The organism is Halalkalibacter lacteus, from assembly GCF_036663595.1.
Taxonomy (GTDB): Bacteria; Bacillota; Bacilli; order Bacillales; family Bacillaceae_D; genus Halalkalibacter; species Halalkalibacter lacteus.
In genome coordinates, this window is the sequence record NZ_JAWRVL010000037.1 from 1 (window position 1) to 17,862 (window position 17,862).

Consider the following 17,862-nt stretch of genomic DNA (forward strand, 5'->3'; position numbering starts at 1 on the left):
ACATTTGGATCACCTCACGTTTAATTATCTATATTATACTATATCCATTTGAATAATCGGATTTAAAAACAAAAAAACAGGCTGTTGAGAACACTTTCTCAACAGCCTGTCACGTTATTTATACATAACGTGATTTTTTTATTTTAGGTTTACTTTGCAAATTATGAGGTTAACCATTTATTTTTTTTGTAAAATCTAGGGGTAGCTTTTCATTAGTAAAAAGGAGCCAAGAAGGATAACTTTGAATTATAGGAAAGTCTGCCATGATTTTACGTTTCCTCATTAGAAAAAAGTGAGGAATTAGATGATCTTTATCGACGAGAAGAGCTAGTAATTGGAATGCTCACTGAAAGGTAGTAAATCAGAAAGAGTGATGAACAATAATTATTAAAAATCGCATCCATATTTTTGCAATTTTCGCACATATTCTATGTTATAACTGTAGTAGTTCCTTATTGACTTGAGTTAAGACTTCTAGATAGTAATCATAATGTTCAATAACTCACTATGCAAAACGATATTTTACAGATTGATAAATAATTGAATGTGACTATTTAACACTATGTATAGTGCATTAGCCTATCATTAAAAGTACAATTAACTCAAATTTCTGCAGGGAGGTACATTAGTAAGTCATTAATAGAAAGAAAACCTATTCAAAATCATTATAGGAAACGCTTACATATTGATTTTTTTAGACGAAGGGATGATGATTTAACGCTATATAAAATTGTTGATGAACTCACTATTAGTAGGAGATGTCATCTTACTATAGAGTTTCTTCTATAAATATATTGAAATATTAAGGAGGAATGATTATGTCAGATACGGTAAAAATAGGACTCATTCAAGCTTCTAATGATGTACATGGGGATGAGCCTGTTGAGGTTCATAAGGAAAAAGCGATTGAGAAACATATCAAGTTAGTAAAAGACGCAAAAGATAAAGGGGCTCAAATCGTTTGTTTACAAGAAATTTTCTATGGACCATATTTTTGCTGTGAGCAAAAATCAAAATGGTATGATGCAGCAGAAGAAATCCCGAATGGTCCTACAACGAGACGCTTTCAAAACTTAGCAAAGGAATTAGGGGTTGTTATTGTTCTACCCATATATGAGCGCGAAGGTATTGCAACTTATTATAATACAGCAGCTGTTATTGACGCAGATGGTTCTTATCTTGGCAAATATCGTAAGCAACATATCCCTCAAGTCGGAGTTGGTAATGAAGGACACGGATTCTGGGAGAAATACTACTTCAAACCAGGAAACTTAGGCTATCCAGTGTTTGATACTGCATTTGCCAAAGTTGGTGTCTATATTTGTTATGATCGACATTTTCCAGAGGGTGCTAGATTACTAGGATTAAAAGGAGCTGAAATTGTATTCAATCCTTCAGCAACTGTGGCTGGTTTATCAGAGTACCTTTGGAAGCTAGAGCAACCAGCACATGCAGTAGCAAATGGCTATTATGTTGGAGCGATCAATCGTGTTGGAGTAGAAAGACCTTGGAATATGGGTGAGTTCTATGGACAATCGTATTTAGTCGATCCAAAAGGAAGCTTCGTCTCTATCGGAAGCCGGGACGAAGATGAAGTGGTCATTGGTGAAATGAATAAAAAGCTAATACGTGAAGTAAGAGACACGTGGCAATTTTATCGTGACCGCCGTCCGGAGACTTACGAAGAAATGACTTCTCTTCTTCCGTAAAATCATAATTTAATGGGTTTTACATAGATTGAAAGTAATTTATATCTATGTAAAATCCTATTTTTGAAAATAGTATCTATTTGGTAAAGGAGGCATTTCTATTGAATAACAACAGCAAAACGCAACTATCGTTATATGATTTAAAGAAAAACTTTCAAGAAGTTCATCTTGGCCTATCAAATCAAGAAGCGATTGAAGAGGCTAACCGATGTTTATATTGCTACGATGCTCCCTGTATTACCGCTTGTCCTACTGGAATTGATATCCCCTCGTTTATTAAAAAGATCGCATCTGGAAACGTAAAAGGTTCTGCAAAAACAATTATGATATCAAACCCAATAGGAGCAAGCTGTGCGCGCGTATGTCCAACAGAGGAACTTTGTGAAGGGGCCTGTGTTCTCAATCATTCTACGAAACCGATTATGATTGGTAACTTGCAGCGCTATGCAACGGATTGGGCAATGAAAAATGATCAATTATTATTTAAAGCTGGTCAGAAAAATGGAAAAACCGTAGCGATTGTCGGTGGAGGACCTGCTGGTTTATCTGCTGCTCGAGAACTCGCGTTATTAGGATATCAAGTAACCATTTTTGAAGCGGAAAAGGAAGCTGGCGGACTAAATACGTATGGAATTGTTTCTTTCCGATTGCCTCAAGCTATTTCTTTCTGGGAAGTCGATCAGGTGAAAAGTTTAGATGTAGAGATACGAACAAATACAAGAGTGGGAAAAGATGTTTCCGTAAAAGAGCTGATGGAAAACTATAACGCTGTTGTCTTAGCGATTGGGATGTCAAGCGTGCCTAAGCTCGGCATTGAGGGAGAAGATTTAGACGGTGTATATGATGCAATTGAATTTGTAAAAACGACTAAATCAAACAATATCTCTGATCATTTAGTAGGAAAGCGTGCTGTCGTTATTGGTGCTGGAAACACGGCCATTGACGGTGCAACATGTTCTGTTCGCCTTGGAGCTGAAAATGTTAAGATATTGTACCGAAGAACAGAAGAAGAAATGACGGCTTATGACTTTGAGTATGAATTTGCAAAGCAAGATGGCGTTGAATTCCGTTGGTTAATGGCTCCAAAAAAAATCATAGGTGATGAAAATGGCAAAGTGAAAGCAATGGAGTGTATCAAAATGGAGTTAGCAGAGCCAAATGAAGATGGTCGACGTCGTCCGGTGCCCGTAAAAGGCTCTGAGTTTACTTTACAAGTAGACGCCGTCATTAAAGCTATTGGACAATCTCGTTACATTCAATTGATCGACCAGTTTGGCTTGGAACATGACGGGGGCGTCGTGAAAATAAATCAAGAGACGTTCCAAACATCTAATGAAAAAATATTTGCATGTGGAGATGTTATTTTTGGTAAAGGACAGGGCGAAGCGATGGTTGTTTCCGCAGCTCAGCAAGGGAAGGATACTGCGTATGCCATTCATAAGCAATTATTTAAAAAAACAACAGAAACTGCGTAAAGATTATCGGGTATAAAACGAGGAGGGTAAATATGGCTGATCTACGAATAAACCTTGCAGGAATTAAATCACCGAATCCATTTTGGTTGGCTTCGGCTCCTCCAACTAATTCTGGCTACCAAGTTCAACGGGCATTTGACGCTGGCTGGGGAGGTGCTGTTTGGAAAACATTAGGAGATCCGATTTTGAATGTTTCTTCACGCTTTGCTGCAGTTAGCTTTAATGGACAAAAAGTAGCCGGTTTTAATAATATTGAGCTTATTACAGACCGTCCGCTTGAAGTGAATTTGAAAGAGATTTATGAAACAAAAAAGAGATTTCCAGACCATGCCATTATTGCGTCATTAATGGTTGAACCAAAACAGGAAAAATGGCATGAAATTGTAAAACGTGTAGAGGATATAGGTGTTGACGGTCTTGAGCTTAATTTTGGCTGTCCACATGGAATGGCAGAGCGTGGCATGGGGTCTGCTTCTGGTCAAGTTCCAGAATTAGTAGAAAAGCAAACGTATTGGGTAAAAGAAGTGGCACAAACGCCTGTTATTGTTAAGCTTACGCCCAATATTACGGACATTACTGTTACGGCAGAAGCCGCGGTTCAAGGCGGCGCAGATGCCATTAGTATGATTAACACAATTAACAGTTTAATGGGGGTGGATATCGATACATGGAACACGATTCCACATGTTGCTGGCAAAGGTGCTCATGGTGGTTATTGTGGGCCAGCGGTTAAACCAATTGCTCTAAACATGGTTGCAGAATGTGCACGTAACCCTCGTATTAATGTGCCAATTTCAGGCATTGGAGGTATCTCCAATTGGAAAGATACCGTTGAATATTTATTGATGGGTGCAACAGGAGTACAAATTTGTACAGCAGCCATGCACCATGGATTCAGGATTGTAGAAGATATGATCGAAGGTCTTTCCAATTATTTGGATGAAAAAGGTATCCCATCAATTGACGGAATTGTTGGAAAATCAGTTCAACGATACTCTGATTGGGGCAATTTAGATCTAAATTATAAAGTAGTCGCTAAAATTAACAACGATGTGTGTATTAATTGTAATAAGTGTCATATTGCGTGTGAGGATACATCACATCAGTGTATCGATATGTTAAAAGACGAAAACGGCAAAGGTTATTTAAAAGTGAATGAAGAGGATTGTGTAGGCTGTAATCTATGTTCGATCGTTTGTCCTGTTGATGGAGCAATTGACATGATTGAACTTCAAAGTGAACACCCGCCAATGACATGGAATGAACGTCAAGCTGCGATTGGTTCAGTACAAAGTCGTCAAGTAGATGTAGGAAAGTAAATAGGAGGGTTAATCATGAAGAAAATCATTAAAAACGGAATCATTGTAACGGCAACGGACACGTATCAAGCTGATTTACTTATTGAGAATGGAAAGATTTCTATCATTGGGCGAGATTTATCCGTAGGTGGAGCAGAAGTAGTTGATGCCAAAGGGTGCTATGTTTTTCCAGGGGGGATTGATCCTCATACTCATCTTGAAATGCCATTTGGCGGAACGGTTTCAAAGGATGATTTTGAAACAGGGACGATTGCGGCAGCATTTGGTGGAACAACAACGGTTATTGATTTCTGTTTAACGAATAAAGGAGAGCCCCTGAAAAATGCGATTCAAACATGGCATGCAAAGTCAAAGGACAAAGCGGTCATTGACTATGGATTTCATCTTATGATAGGTGAAATGAATGATGACGTCCTAGAGCAATTACCAGTCGTCATGGACGAAGAAGGGATTACATCGTTTAAAGTATTTATGGCCTATAAAAATGTCTTTCAAGCCGATGATGGAACACTGTTTCGTACATTAGTTGCGGCAAAAGAGCTTGGCGGATTAGTTATGGTTCACGCAGAAAATGGGGACGTGATTGAATATTTAATAAATAAGGCATTGGAAGAAGGAAAAACGGACCCAATCTATCATGCACTTACTAGACCGCCAGAGGTGGAAGGGGAAGCAACTGGAAGAGCTACACAGTTAACCGGCTTAGCAGATTCACAGCTATATGTCGTTCATGTCTCCTGTGCTGAAGCCGTTGAGAAAATTGCTGAAGCGCGAAGGAAAGGATATGACGTATGGGGGGAAACGTGTCCGCAATATTTAGTGCTTGACCGAACCTATTTAGAAAAACCTGATTTTGAAGGTGCTAAGTATGTATGGTCACCACCACTCAGGGAAAAATGGCATCAAGAAATTTTATGGAACGCGTTAAAAAATGGTGATTTACAAACATTAGGATCTGACCAATGCTCTTTTGATTTCAAAGGACAAAAGGATTTAGGGAAAGGAGACTTTACAAAAATTCCTAATGGCGGGCCAATCATTGAAGATCGAGTGAGTATTCTCTTTTCTGAGGGAGTAAAAAAAGGTCGAATCTCCTTAAACCAATTTGTTGACATTACGTCTACACGAATTGCAAAACTGTTTGGTTTATATCCACAAAAGGGAACAATTGCTGTCGGAGCTGATGCAGATATTGTAATTTTTGATCCGAGTGTTGAGAGAACCATATCTGCCAAGACCCACCATATGGCTGCCGATTATAATCCATTTGAAGGGATAAAAGTAACAGGAGAGCCAGTATCGGTGTTATCTCGTGGTGAATTTGTCATTCGTGACAAGCAGTTTGTAGGTAAGCTAGGGCAAGGTCACTATCTTAAACGAGCAAGATATAATTCGGCCACAATTGAAACTAATCAAAGCGATAAATTAACGATGTAATCCAAATAACAATTGCTTGACCTTAGTGAAAAAAGGTTGAGCAATTGTCTAAAAACAAAGTACAAAGCCCAAAATTCATCCTCCTATTAGTAACGGAACATTCCGAAAAAAATAATGACGAAAGGGTGATACCATGAAGGGAAACCAAAGTCATTTAAAGTCTCCGGATTTATTGCCGATTCCACATAATGAGAAAAAGATAGGAACGTTTGGGTTTGCGTTCATTTGGGTTGGGATGGCCGTCGTTTTAGCTGCTTTTGCAATTGGCGGGTCTGGTGTGCAAAATCTCTCCCTCGGCTGGGTAGTTTTAGCAACCATTATTGGATCTGTAGCCATAGGTCTCTTTATGACTATGACTGGTGATATCGGTGTTGAGCATGGTCTGTCCTTTCCTGTTTATCTAAGGGCTCCATTTGGTACAATTGGAACTCATATTCCTTCTGTTATTCGTGGATTTGTTGCTTCTTGTTGGTTTGGGATTAATACGTACTTTGGTTCAACAGCAATGAATGGAATCTTATTTGTTTTGTTTGGTTTTGATAACTGGTTTGTCTGTTTCTTAATTTTTGCGACGCTTCAAATCGTTAATACGTCACTCGGAATTAAAGCGGTTGAACGTTTCGCAGACTTCGCGGCACCTGTTATCATTATTATTTCAGGGTGGATGTATTTGACTCTAGCGGATAAAGCATTAGCAGAAGGTCGAGACGTTTGGGCTTGGATAGAAAATCCTGTAACAGGCGGTGCTGCGATAACTGCATTTATCGTCGTCATTATGAGTAATATGGGTTTTTGGGGAACGTTAGCAGCAGATATGCCGTCGATTTCTCGCTTTATTAAAGCTCCGAAACTTGAAAGAAGCTGGGTTAAACGTAATAAATCACAAATTGTCGGGAGTCTAATAGCTCTACCATTAACACAAACCTTTATGGTTATCATTGGTGGGGTCTCCTACATTGCCGTTGCTAATTACGATCCAGTCGTTGCCCTTCAGCAAGCTGCTAGCGGCTTAATATTAGGGGTGCTTTTACTAATGATCGTCTTTGCACAGTGGTCAACCAATATTTCAGCGAATTTAATTCCAGCGGCAACTATATTTTCAAACGTAGGTGGACCAAAAGTGCCATTCTGGGCAGGGGTAGTAGCCGCAGGTCTGATTGGTTCCCTTGTTCAACCATGGAGTTTGTTTGGTATCATCATTCCGGCTTTACTAATTGTCGGCGGAATTTTATCGGCCATTGTAGGAATCTTAGTTGCCGATTACTATCTTATTCGTAAGCGTCGAGTAAATGTCCCAGATTTATATAGGGAAGAAGGTCAATACAAATATTTAAACGGTTTTAATTTAGCTGGTTTTATAGCGTTTGTTTTAGGTGGAACAGCAGCGTACCTTTTATCCAACTATTCGTTTGTTGTCGGGTTTGTCGTTGGTTTGACAGCCTATTATTTCCTTGCAAAGTATTGGTGGTTCGTAAAATACAAACAGTCTGAAATTGAAGACCCGAGTGATGAAAAGTTTTTAGGAATTACTGTCGGCAGAGACTGGAATATAAATGAGGATGAACCTTTAGTCGAGTCTGATGTTACGGACAATAATTAGAGAAATGGAGGAGGTTTGCACATGTCTGAGTACAAGGAGTTTATTGCAGAGAGAGAAAAAATCGACTTTTTGATCGAACAAGGCTATCAGATTAAAGCTGTTACAGAAAATCTAAGCGGTGCATTTGTTGAATTTGAATTAAAGACTCCCGACTCATCTGGTTATAAAGAACCGGTAGAACGATTACACATTAAAAGCGCTGATGCTAGAAAATACTTTAGTTCAATCATGATTATACAAAATAAATAGAAACCCTTCTTGGAAGAGACTTCATGAATTCAGAAAAGCGATTAGTGATTGAATTTATGTTTCTTGCTTATGACTACTTAAATACAACAGAAAATAACACACAAGTATCGAATAATGAAATGTAAGTACGAGAATCTTAGTTTTTTCGTGCTTTTTTTAAGAATTTATAAAATTCGAATGTCGCTTCAAGCCGTTTGAAGGTTTCGTCGAGGTATTTTGATTACTGGAAGAAGGGAAATGGCTTCACACGTTGTTTTAAAAACAATCACTGTTCATAATGTGGAGTATTTCCACTTAGTTATTTGACATAGTGTCTAATAAACACGTTTACAAAATGAGGGATAATGGAAACAAGCGGAAAATAAAAAACAAAAGTAGGAGGCAAGGATTATGGCACTGATAAAAAAACAAACAAATCTCCTGAAAAATTTTATAAATGGAGAATGGGTAGAATCGAGTAGTAGGAATACATTAGAGGTCCCTAACCCAGCAACAGGTGAAATAGTTGCGACAGTGCCTATATCAGCAAAAGTAGATGTTGATCAGGCTGTAAATGCTGCAAACGAAGCTTTTATCACATGGAAGAAGACCCCGGTACCGAAGCGAGCAAGAATCTTTTTTAAATATCATACATTGCTATCAGATCATCATGATGAACTTGCAAAGCTTATCGTTCAAGAAAATGGAAAAGCGTTTAAAGAGGCACATGGAGAAGTGCAACGGGGAATAGAATGTGTTGAATTTGCAAGTGGGGCACCGACATTAATGATGGGTGAGACGTTATCTGGGATTGCTGAGGATATTGATTCGGAAATGTTCCGTTATCCATTAGGAGTAGTCGGAGGAATAACACCATTTAACTTTCCAATGATGGTTCCATTATGGATGTTTCCGCTCGCAATTGCATGCGGAAATACGTTTATATTAAAGCCATCGGAAAGAACGCCGATGTTAGCGAATAAACTGGCTGAGTTGTTTACTCAAGCTGGTGCTCCTGCTGGTGTACTAAACGTCGTTCATGGGGCTCATGATGTGGTAAATGGCTTACTTGACCACGAAGATGTTAAAGCTATTTCCTTTGTTGGCTCACAGCCAGTAGCAAAATACGTGTATGAACGAGCAGCTACGAATGGCAAGCGCGTTCAAGCGCTTGCTGGAGCTAAGAACCATCACATTGTTATGCCCGATGCAGATGTTGCAAAAGCTGTTAATCATATTGTTACATCGGCTTATGGAAGTGCGGGACAACGTTGTATGGCATGTAGTGCGGTCGTTGTTGTTGGAGACGGCGAAGCATTTGTCAGCGAACTAAGGGCTAGAGCTGATGAATTAATTATCGGAAATGGATTAGACGATGAGGTTCTTCTAACTCCCGTCATTCGTGAGTCACACCGTACAAAAGTGTTGGACTATATTGTAAAAGGCGTGGAAGAGGGAGCTTCTCTTATTCGTGATGGGCGAATAGAAATGGAAGAAATGAAAGGTGGCAATTTCTTAGGTCCAACGATCTTTGATCATGTAACACCGGATATGACAATTGCAACAGATGAAATCTTTGCACCTGTACTAAGCTTGCTTCGAGCAGAGGATTTAGATGAAGGCTTAGAATACATTAGAAAGTCTAAATACGGGAATGGAGCTACGATTTATACGAAAGATGCAAAAGCAATCCGCCAATTCCGTGAAGAAGCAGATGCAGGAATGCTCGGGATTAATGTCGGTGTACCAGCAACAATGGCGTTCTTCCCGTTCTCCGGATGGAAGGATTCATTCTACGGCGACCTTCATGTCAATGGTAAGGACGGAGTAAACTTTTTCACACGAAAGAAAATGATTACATCAAGATATGATTTCTAGGAAAAAGTTGAATGGTTGATTACTAGTAGAAGATTGGTGGGCTGCTACGGTTTTTGTGGATTTTTCTTTTGAAGTTGGGAGGAGGAGTGGCAATGGAAAGGACGAACCAGAACAATGAAGCTCTTACAAAAGATGAGAAATATGTTTGGCATTCGATGAAACCTTATAATCCTAACGCAACAATGGTTATAACTAAAGCAGAGGGAGTATGGATAGAAGATAATGAAGGAAATAAATACCTAGATGCAATGTCAGGACTATGGTGTGTGAATATAGGATATGGACGTACGGAATTAGCTGAAGCGGCTTATGAGCAATTAAAGGATTTAGCTTATTTTCCTCTGACTCAAAGTCATTTGCCAGCTATTAAACTCGGGGAAAAATTAAATGAAATGCTCGGCGATGAGTATATCATTTTCTTTTCCAATAGTGGTTCAGAAGCTAATGAAACTGCTTTTAAAATCGTTCGACAATATCACCAACAAAAAGGTGATTCTCACCGTAATAAATTCATCTCAAGATATCGTGGGTATCACGGTAATACAATGGGAGCACTTGCTGCAACTGGCCAGGCAGAAAGAAAATACAAGTACGAACCGTTAGCATCTGGTTTCATTCATGTTACACCGCCAGATTTATATCGATCTACTGACCAACCAAACGATGACCCTTCGGAACTAGAGTCCGTGCGAGAGATTGATCGTGTAATGACGTGGGAGTTAAGTGATACAATTGCCGGAGTTATAATGGAGCCGATCATTACAGGAGGAGGAGTTCTCATTCCGCCTGATGGTTATATGTCCGCAGTTAAGGAAATCTGTGAGAAGCACGGTGCATTGCTTATTGTCGATGAAGTCATTTGCGGTTTCGGTCGAACAGGAGAAGCCTTTGGTTTTATGAACTATGGAGTGAAGCCAGATATCATTACGATGGCTAAAGGGATTACGAGTGGGTATCTACCGTTATCAGCAACAGCTGTAAGAAGAGAAATATATAATGCTTTTAAAGGGTCAGACCAATATGATTATTTTCGGCACGTTAATACATTTGGTGGAAATCCAGCAGCGTGTGCACTAGCACTAAAGAATCTTGAAATTATGGAAAACGAAAAATTATATGAACGCTCCAAACAGTTGGGAGAGCGTTTGAAAAATGAGTTGAGTAACCTTTTACAAAATCACCCAATTGTTGGTGACGTACGTGGCAAAGGTCTACTTATTGGAATAGAATTGGTAGCTGATAAAGAAACGAAGGTCCCAATTGATGTAAGCATTGTAAATCAAGTGATTGCTTCATGTAAACAAAAGGGAGTTATTATTGGGAAGAATGGGGCTACTGTTGCGGGCTATAATAACGTATTAACGTTAGCTCCGCCTTTAAATATTGAAGAGAAAGATCTAACTTTTCTCATTCAGACGTTAAAAGATGCACTTTATGAAGTAAATGATGATTAGTAATGAAAGAAAAACGATCTAGGTGTCATCATGTACTTCTTTTCTCTGTTAAAGAGAAGTCTCTAAGTAAATGAGCGCAGCCATTTGGATATTTTTTTCAACAATCATGCGTTTGTTAATAGAGTAACGAAAAGCCCAATTTCTCAATTTTAATACCTGAGAAATTGGGCTTTTTATATTGGAAATGCGTTAACATTGTAAATTACGTTTTCTAACCCCCCAATGACAGCCTTATAAAGTAGACACTTAAAAAAGTCTACTTAAAGGGTACATTTTTGTATAATTACATTAGCATTGCATTAATAAAAAGTTTGAATGTCAAACCTGTAGATTTAACTAGCTCGTTATAGGCTGAACATTCAAATTAAACTTATCTTTAAATCAAAATCTTTTTCTTTAAAAAACATTATATTTTTTGTCGATCTTACAAGGGTTTTAGCGTATAAAAATAGAACTATAAGATAAGGTTCTCCTTAACAAAAATGAAAACAACTTACACTCAATATTATTATTTAAAGGAAACGCTTACAATTTCTTCTTAACGCAGTATTTAAAATATGTTTAATATCGTAACAAACGATGGACTCCTTCCTTTTAGAAGCATTCAAAAAAGTTATCCAAATGTTTTTCCTATTAAAAAACCTATAATTCAATATCAAAGATGACTTGCTTCCTAACTTCATTAGACCGGCTATACTTAAGCAAAACTGATTAATTAGCTAGTATATCAATTCTCCTCTCCAACTGAAAATTCTCAGCATAAAGGAGGTTTGACTAATGTTTAATATTTCAGAAACAGATGTTTATCTATTTCATCAAGGCACTCATTATCGGAGTCATCAAATGCTCGGTTGCCATTACATAGACTATGAGCAGGGAAAAGGATTTCGTTTTAGTGTTTGGGCACCAAATGCTAAACAAGTAAACATAGGCGGGGACTTCAATAATTGGGATGGAAGACTTCACCCCTTAACAAGAGTAAACGAACAGGGATTATGGGTTGGTTTTTTTACTAATATTCCTGAACAAACACTTTACAAATACGAAATTATTAAAGCTGATGGCTCGAGACAATTAAAGTCAGATCCCTATGCACGTCAATCTGAACTTAGACCAGCAACTGCTTCTTTAACTACACTTCCCTCTACCTTTGAATGGAAGGATGAAGCTTGGCAGCAAAAAAGAAAATCAATCAATGTGTATCGCTCACCTATTTCCATTTATGAAGTCCATCTTGGGACTTGGAAAAAAAAGAAAGATGGAGAGTTGTTCACATACAGAGAATTAGCCGATGAACTTATCCCCTATGTTCAATCACTGGGATTTACTCATATTGAAATCCTGCCTTTGGCTGAACATCCCTTTGATTTATCTTGGGGCTATCAAATAACAGGCTATTTTTCTGTTACATCACGATATGGCACACCGGAAGAGTTCAAATATTTTGTTGACCAATGTCATCAACACGATATAGGTGTAATCATGGATTGGGTACCGAGTCATTTTTGTAAAGATGAACATGGATTACGTTTATTTGATGGCAGTCCTCTTTTTGAATACGCTGACCCACGAAAAGCAGAAAAACATTCATGGGGGACGTTAACCTTTGATTTTGGTCGACCGGAAGTACAGAGCTTTCTTATCTCGAATGCACTATTTTGGCTAGAGGAATATCACATTGATGGATTACGAGTAGACGCTGTAGAAAGCATGCTTCATCTTAATTTTGACAAAAGCGATCAAGATGAACGTATCGTTAATTCATACGGTGGCGATGAGAATCTTGACGCATTCGCTTTCCTCCGTAAATTAAACGAGGTCCTATTTAACTTTGATGAAAATGTACTAATGATGGCAGAGGATAGTTCAGATATTCCAATGGTTACTGCTCCAACCCACTTAGGTGGATTAGGCTTTAATTTCAAATGGAATATGGGTTGGATGAATGACATGCTGAAATATATGAAATATGAACCTATTTACCGCAAATGGAATCATAATTTATTAACCTTTTCCTTTATGTATAGTCATTCCGAAAATTTCGTCCTACCTCTTTCTCATGATGAAGTTGTACATGGGAAGAAATCATTGCTTGATAAAATGCCTGGAGACCAATGGGAAAAGTTTGCTAATTTTAGATTGCTTTACGGCTATATGGTCGCTCATGCAGGTAAAAAATTAATGTTTATGGGGGGTGAGTTTGGTCAATATGCGGAGTGGAAAGATAAAGAACAACTAGATTGGCATCTATTAGATTATCCGCTTCATCAATCAATGCTTGAATTTGTGAAAGCAGCAAATCATCTTTATTTAAATTATCAGTCTCTTCACGAGCTAGACCATGATCAAGAAGGGTTTCAATGGATCGATCCTCACAATGTTGACCAAAGTATTATTTCCTTTAGAAGGAAAAGCACAAAATTGGAAGACGACTTAATCGTTATCTGTAACTTTACTCCAAATGTTTATTATGATTATAAAATTGGTGTCCCCTATTCAGGTACGTACACTGAAATTTTTAATTCTGATGCAAAAGAGTTTGGTGGTTCAAACCAATTAAATGGTCGTATTCACTTTAGTTATCCAACGAAATGGCACGGGTTAGACCAACATATAAAAATTAAAGTTCCCCCGCTCGCTATTTCGATCTTTAAATATATGGATAAATTCCAGTCTACTAAGGAGAGGGAGGAAGCTATATGAAAAAGGAATGCATAGGAATGTTACTCGCAGGTGGTGAAGGAAAACGATTGGGATTACTCACAAAAAATGTAGCAAAACCAGCCGTCCACTTCGGTGGCAAATATCGGATTATCGATTTCACATTAAGCAATTGTACAAATTCCGGTATTCATACAGTCGGAGTTCTTACACAGTACGCTCCTCTTGTATTAAATAAGCATATCGGAATTGGGAAACCTTGGGATTTAGATAGACAACAGGATGGGGTATCGATTCTCTCTCCTTACACCGCGCAAGAAGGTGTAAGCTGGTACAAGGGAACTGCAGATGCCATTTACAAAAATATTCACTATATAGAACAATATGACCCAGAGCATATTCTCGTGATTTCTGGTGATCACATCTATCAAATGAATTACAAGATATTGTTGGATCATCATATAAAAACCGAGGCTGATGCGACCATCTCTGTGATGGAGGTCCCCATTGATGAGGCATCCCGATTTGGAATCCTTAACACAAGTGATGACCTAAGAATTTATGAATTTGAAGAGAAACCACAAAATCCAAAAAGCAATCTCGCTTCAATGGGCATTTACATTTTTAATTGGAAAAAATTAAAATCCTACCTCCTACAGGATGCTGAATTACCTGATTCTAGTCATGATTTTGGAAAGGATATTATCCCAGCTATGCTAGCTGACAGCCATCGTCTATTTGCCTATCGCTTCGATGGGTATTGGAAAGATGTAGGTACAATTCAAAGCTATTGGGAAGCAAATATGGACCTGTTAGATGAAGACCTTTCACTTTCTCTAAATAACAAAAATTGGAGAACCTATTCTCATGACTCGAATTACTCTCCACAGTTTATAGATAAAGATGCAAATGTCAATCGTTCCTTAATTAATTCAGGATGTTGGATTTCTGGAACCGTTGAACATTCCATCTTGTTTGAGAATGTAACTGTTAGACACGATAGTTTTGTTCGAGAATCTATTTTACATCCACATGTAAAAGTAGGTAACCATGTCATTCTTGAGAAAGTTATTGTCGTAGAGGGTACCGAAATTCCTGATCACACTGTTATTCGCTCAGAAGCTAATCAAGAACCACTTATTGTGTCAAAGGAAAATCTAGGTAGTTTATTAACCATTTAATTAGAAAAAAACTTGAATTCATTACATTAAAATATAACAACTGAAAATATGGGGGAGGAACCACTAATGGATTCTTTAATGGGCGTCATTAATCTTGATCATGAGTATGATTTTTTGAATGAATTAACTTATTTTCGCTGCGGAGCTGCCGTGCCTTTTGCTGGACGCTATCGCCTTATTGACTTCACACTTTCTAATATGGTGAAATCGAATATTCAGGAAGTCGCCATTTTTACCCGAAATAAATATCGTTCGTTAATGGATCACCTTGGTACCGGAGCGAGCTGGGAGCTTGATAGACGTCATGGCGGCCTTTTTGTCCTTCCTCCAGATTGGAATGACCCGACTGATATATCGAAAGGCGACTTACGACACTTTCACAACAATCGTGATTTTTTTAATCGTGGCAAAGCCGATTATGTGTTAATAAGTGGCAGTCAATTTATATCAAATAACGAATATCAAGAAGCATTCCAACAGCATTTAGAAATAGAAGCCGATATCACTCTTATTACAACTGAAATTGATTCCTTACAAAAAGAACACGAATCATGCTTACGAGTTGAAGCAAATGCTGATGGCCAGGTTACAGACATCACAAACGACAAGCATAATCATCATGTTTTTACTGGTATTTATATTTTGAGTAAAGAATTATTACTAAACCTTGTTGATGAATGTATTGCCCACCATCATGGGCACTTCTTCTTTCATGGTATAAAAGAAAATGTAAATCGATTAAAGGTTCAATGTTTTGAACATAAAGGCTACACTGCCTTTGTAAATTCTGTTGAGAGTTATTATCGACACAATATGAATTTGCTGTATGAAGAAAATTGTAAAGCACTTTTTAATCAAGATCATCGCATTCGTACCAAAGTTAGTAACGAGCCACCCACAAAGTTTAGAGAACAAACAATGGTAACGCAGTCCTTGCTTGCGAATGGTTGTGTCATTGATGGAAATGTTGAACATAGCGTTCTTTTCCGAGGGGTTCATGTACAAAAAGGAGCAACGATTAAAAATTCAGTCATTATGCAGCGTTGTACCATCGAATCAGGTGCGTACTTAGAAAATGTAATCTTAGATAAAGATGTTCATATTACAGCAGGACAGACCTTTATTGGTGCAAAAGAAATGCCTTATGTAATTGCCAAACGTAAAACCATCTAATCAAAAAATGAAAGGGGAAGAGTCTAAGATGAAAAATGTATTATTTGTAGCATCAGAATGTACACCGTTTGTCAAAATAGGAGGACTTGCTGATGTCATTGGATCTCTTCCTCGTGCGTTAAACCAAACGAATAAAGTTGAAGTACGAGTTATTCTCCCACTTTATAAAGAGATAAAAGAAAACTGGTACGGAAAATTGAGCTTACAATCTACCTTTCTTGTACCTCTTGGTTGGAGAAAGCAAGAAGGTATTCTCTATACGTTGGAGCATGAAGGAATTATCTATTATTTTATTTCAAATGATTATTATTTTTCAAGAAACAGTGTTTATGGCTACTATGATGATGGCGAACGTTTTATCTTTTTTAGTCAAGCTGTAATTGAATCCCTTCCTTACTTAGATTTTACGCCTGATGTTCTACATGGTCATGACTGGCAAGCTGGAATAACAGTTGCTTTAGCTAAAATTCTTCAACCTCTTGAAAAATTATCGACTGTCTTCACCATTCATAACATTAAATATCAAGGTGTCATGCCTCATCATGCCTTTGCTAATTTCTTCAACCTTCCTCTCACCCATTTTGGAGGTTTAGAATGGGGTGAAATGTTAAATTGTTTAAAAGGTGGAATTTTCCATGCGGATAAAATTACGACTGTAAGTCCTAGCTATGCAGAAGAAATTAAGAATCCGCTCAATAGTGAAGGATTACACCCGCTATTGTTGGAACGATCTTCGGACCTTGTTGGGGTGCTAAATGGAATTGACACGAATGAATTTAATCCAATGATGGACCCTTACCTTTTCACTAACTATCGGCACTCTCGTATTAAAAAGAAGGAAAATAAAGTCGCCCTTCAAGAAAAAATAGGACTACCTAAAAATGGAGATATTCCTCTTTTTGTGATGATTACAAGACTAGTTGAACAAAAGGGTCTCCATTTGTTAAAACATATTTTTGACGAATTGCTGCAAGAAAATATTCAGTTTGTTTTACTTGGATATGGCGATACTGATTTTGAGGATTATTTTTCCAAAGCTTCAAAACGTTATCCTGATAAGTTTTTTGCGCAATTTACTTTTGATGAAGAACTTGCCCGTCAAATTTATGCCGGTGGAGATTTTTTCGTAATGCCTTCCCAGTTTGAACCTTGTGGTTTATCTCAGCTTATTTCTCTACAATATAAAACCGTGCCAATTGTTCGTGAAACAGGCGGACTAAAGGATACCATACTTCCATTTGACGAAGAAACAGGAACTGGAAATGGCTTTAGCTTTTCTAATTATAATGCTCACGATTTATTGTATGTCATGCGTTATGCACTAACAATTTATCATGAACCGATATTATGGAAAAAACTCTTAAAAAATGTCAATAGAAGTAAATTTAGTTGGCGACACTCAGCAAATGAATATACGAATATTTATAGCGCATTGTAGAAAATAGGTGAAGAAGGTAGATGCAAAAACCTACTGATCCAGATGGTCATAAATTCACTTCAAATGCTTACCTATTGTTGACGACTAGATTTCACGAAGGAAGGAAAAGGCATTACTCAAGAAATTCTTTTCAATTTCGTAATTATCAAACACCTCTAGTTTGTATATATAATACATTTTCAGTTGATATAATTGCAATTTTAGGAAATTGAACAAAAGCCAATCCTTGATACAAAAAAGGGATTGGCTTTTTGTTCGTTATTTATCGTTTATACACCATTAGTTAAAGTTTCCTGTTCATTAATTTAA

The 17,862-nt window shown here is 37.7% G+C and carries 12 protein-coding genes; all 12 read left to right on the forward strand.

Annotated features, from left to right (window positions below; genetic code table 11):
• Positions 1-818: 818 nt before the first annotated feature.
• The 12 genes from SAZ04_RS19030 to SAZ04_RS19085 all read left to right on the forward strand — a co-directional run bounded on the left by SAZ04_RS19030 (position 819) and on the right by SAZ04_RS19085 (position 17,553).
• Positions 819-1,709 carry a nitrilase-related carbon-nitrogen hydrolase gene (locus SAZ04_RS19030; protein WP_332698226.1) on the forward strand — a complete coding sequence of 297 codons (891 nt, stop codon included), beginning with the start codon at positions 819-821 and terminating at the stop codon, positions 1,707-1,709.
• Positions 1,710-1,810: 101 nt separating this feature from the next.
• Positions 1,811-3,184, forward strand: a complete 1,374-nt coding sequence (locus tag SAZ04_RS19035) for an NAD(P)-dependent oxidoreductase (RefSeq protein ID WP_332698229.1) — start codon at positions 1,811-1,813, stop codon at positions 3,182-3,184.
• Between the two features lie 32 nt (positions 3,185-3,216).
• Entirely contained in the window at positions 3,217-4,503 is a 1,287-nt protein-coding gene (gene preA / locus SAZ04_RS19040) for an NAD-dependent dihydropyrimidine dehydrogenase subunit PreA (protein WP_332698232.1), read from the forward strand.
• Between the two features lie 15 nt (positions 4,504-4,518).
• A complete protein-coding gene (hydA, locus tag SAZ04_RS19045) occupies positions 4,519-5,940 on the forward strand; it encodes a dihydropyrimidinase (protein WP_332698235.1) in 1,422 nt (473 codons plus the stop codon).
• A gap of 133 nt (positions 5,941-6,073) precedes the next feature.
• Positions 6,074-7,540: an NCS1 family transporter gene (locus SAZ04_RS19050; protein WP_332698238.1), complete on the forward strand. Its 1,467-nt coding sequence runs from the start codon at positions 6,074-6,076 to the stop codon at positions 7,538-7,540.
• Between the two features lie 21 nt (positions 7,541-7,561).
• Positions 7,562-7,789, forward strand: a complete 228-nt coding sequence (locus SAZ04_RS19055; protein WP_332698241.1) for a hypothetical protein — start codon at positions 7,562-7,564, stop codon at positions 7,787-7,789.
• A 390-nt stretch (positions 7,790-8,179) separates the two neighbouring features.
• Positions 8,180-9,646, forward strand: coding sequence for a CoA-acylating methylmalonate-semialdehyde dehydrogenase (locus SAZ04_RS19060; RefSeq protein WP_332698244.1), 1,467 nt, complete (start codon positions 8,180-8,182; stop codon positions 9,644-9,646).
• 92 nt (positions 9,647-9,738) lie between these two features.
• Entirely contained in the window at positions 9,739-11,100 is a 1,362-nt protein-coding gene (locus SAZ04_RS19065) for an aspartate aminotransferase family protein (RefSeq protein ID WP_332698247.1), read from the forward strand.
• Between the two features lie 777 nt (positions 11,101-11,877).
• Positions 11,878-13,803 (forward strand): 1,4-alpha-glucan branching protein GlgB, encoded by a 1,926-nt coding sequence (gene glgB, locus SAZ04_RS19070; protein WP_332698250.1) that lies wholly within the window; start codon positions 11,878-11,880, stop codon positions 13,801-13,803.
• The gene (locus SAZ04_RS19075; protein WP_332698255.1) at positions 13,800-14,942 is read left to right on the forward strand and encodes a glucose-1-phosphate adenylyltransferase; all 1,143 of its coding nucleotides are present in this window, start codon (positions 13,800-13,802) and stop codon (positions 14,940-14,942) included. Before glgB ends, SAZ04_RS19075 begins: the two co-directional genes overlap by 4 nt.
• A 66-nt stretch (positions 14,943-15,008) precedes the next feature.
• On the forward strand, positions 15,009-16,115 hold the full coding sequence (gene glgD / locus SAZ04_RS19080; RefSeq protein ID WP_332698258.1) for a glucose-1-phosphate adenylyltransferase subunit GlgD: 1,107 nt from the start codon (positions 15,009-15,011) through the stop codon (positions 16,113-16,115).
• Between the two features lie 28 nt (positions 16,116-16,143).
• Entirely contained in the window at positions 16,144-17,553 is a 1,410-nt protein-coding gene (locus tag SAZ04_RS19085; protein ID WP_332698261.1) for a glycogen synthase, read from the forward strand.
• Positions 17,554-17,862: the final 309 nt, after the last annotated feature.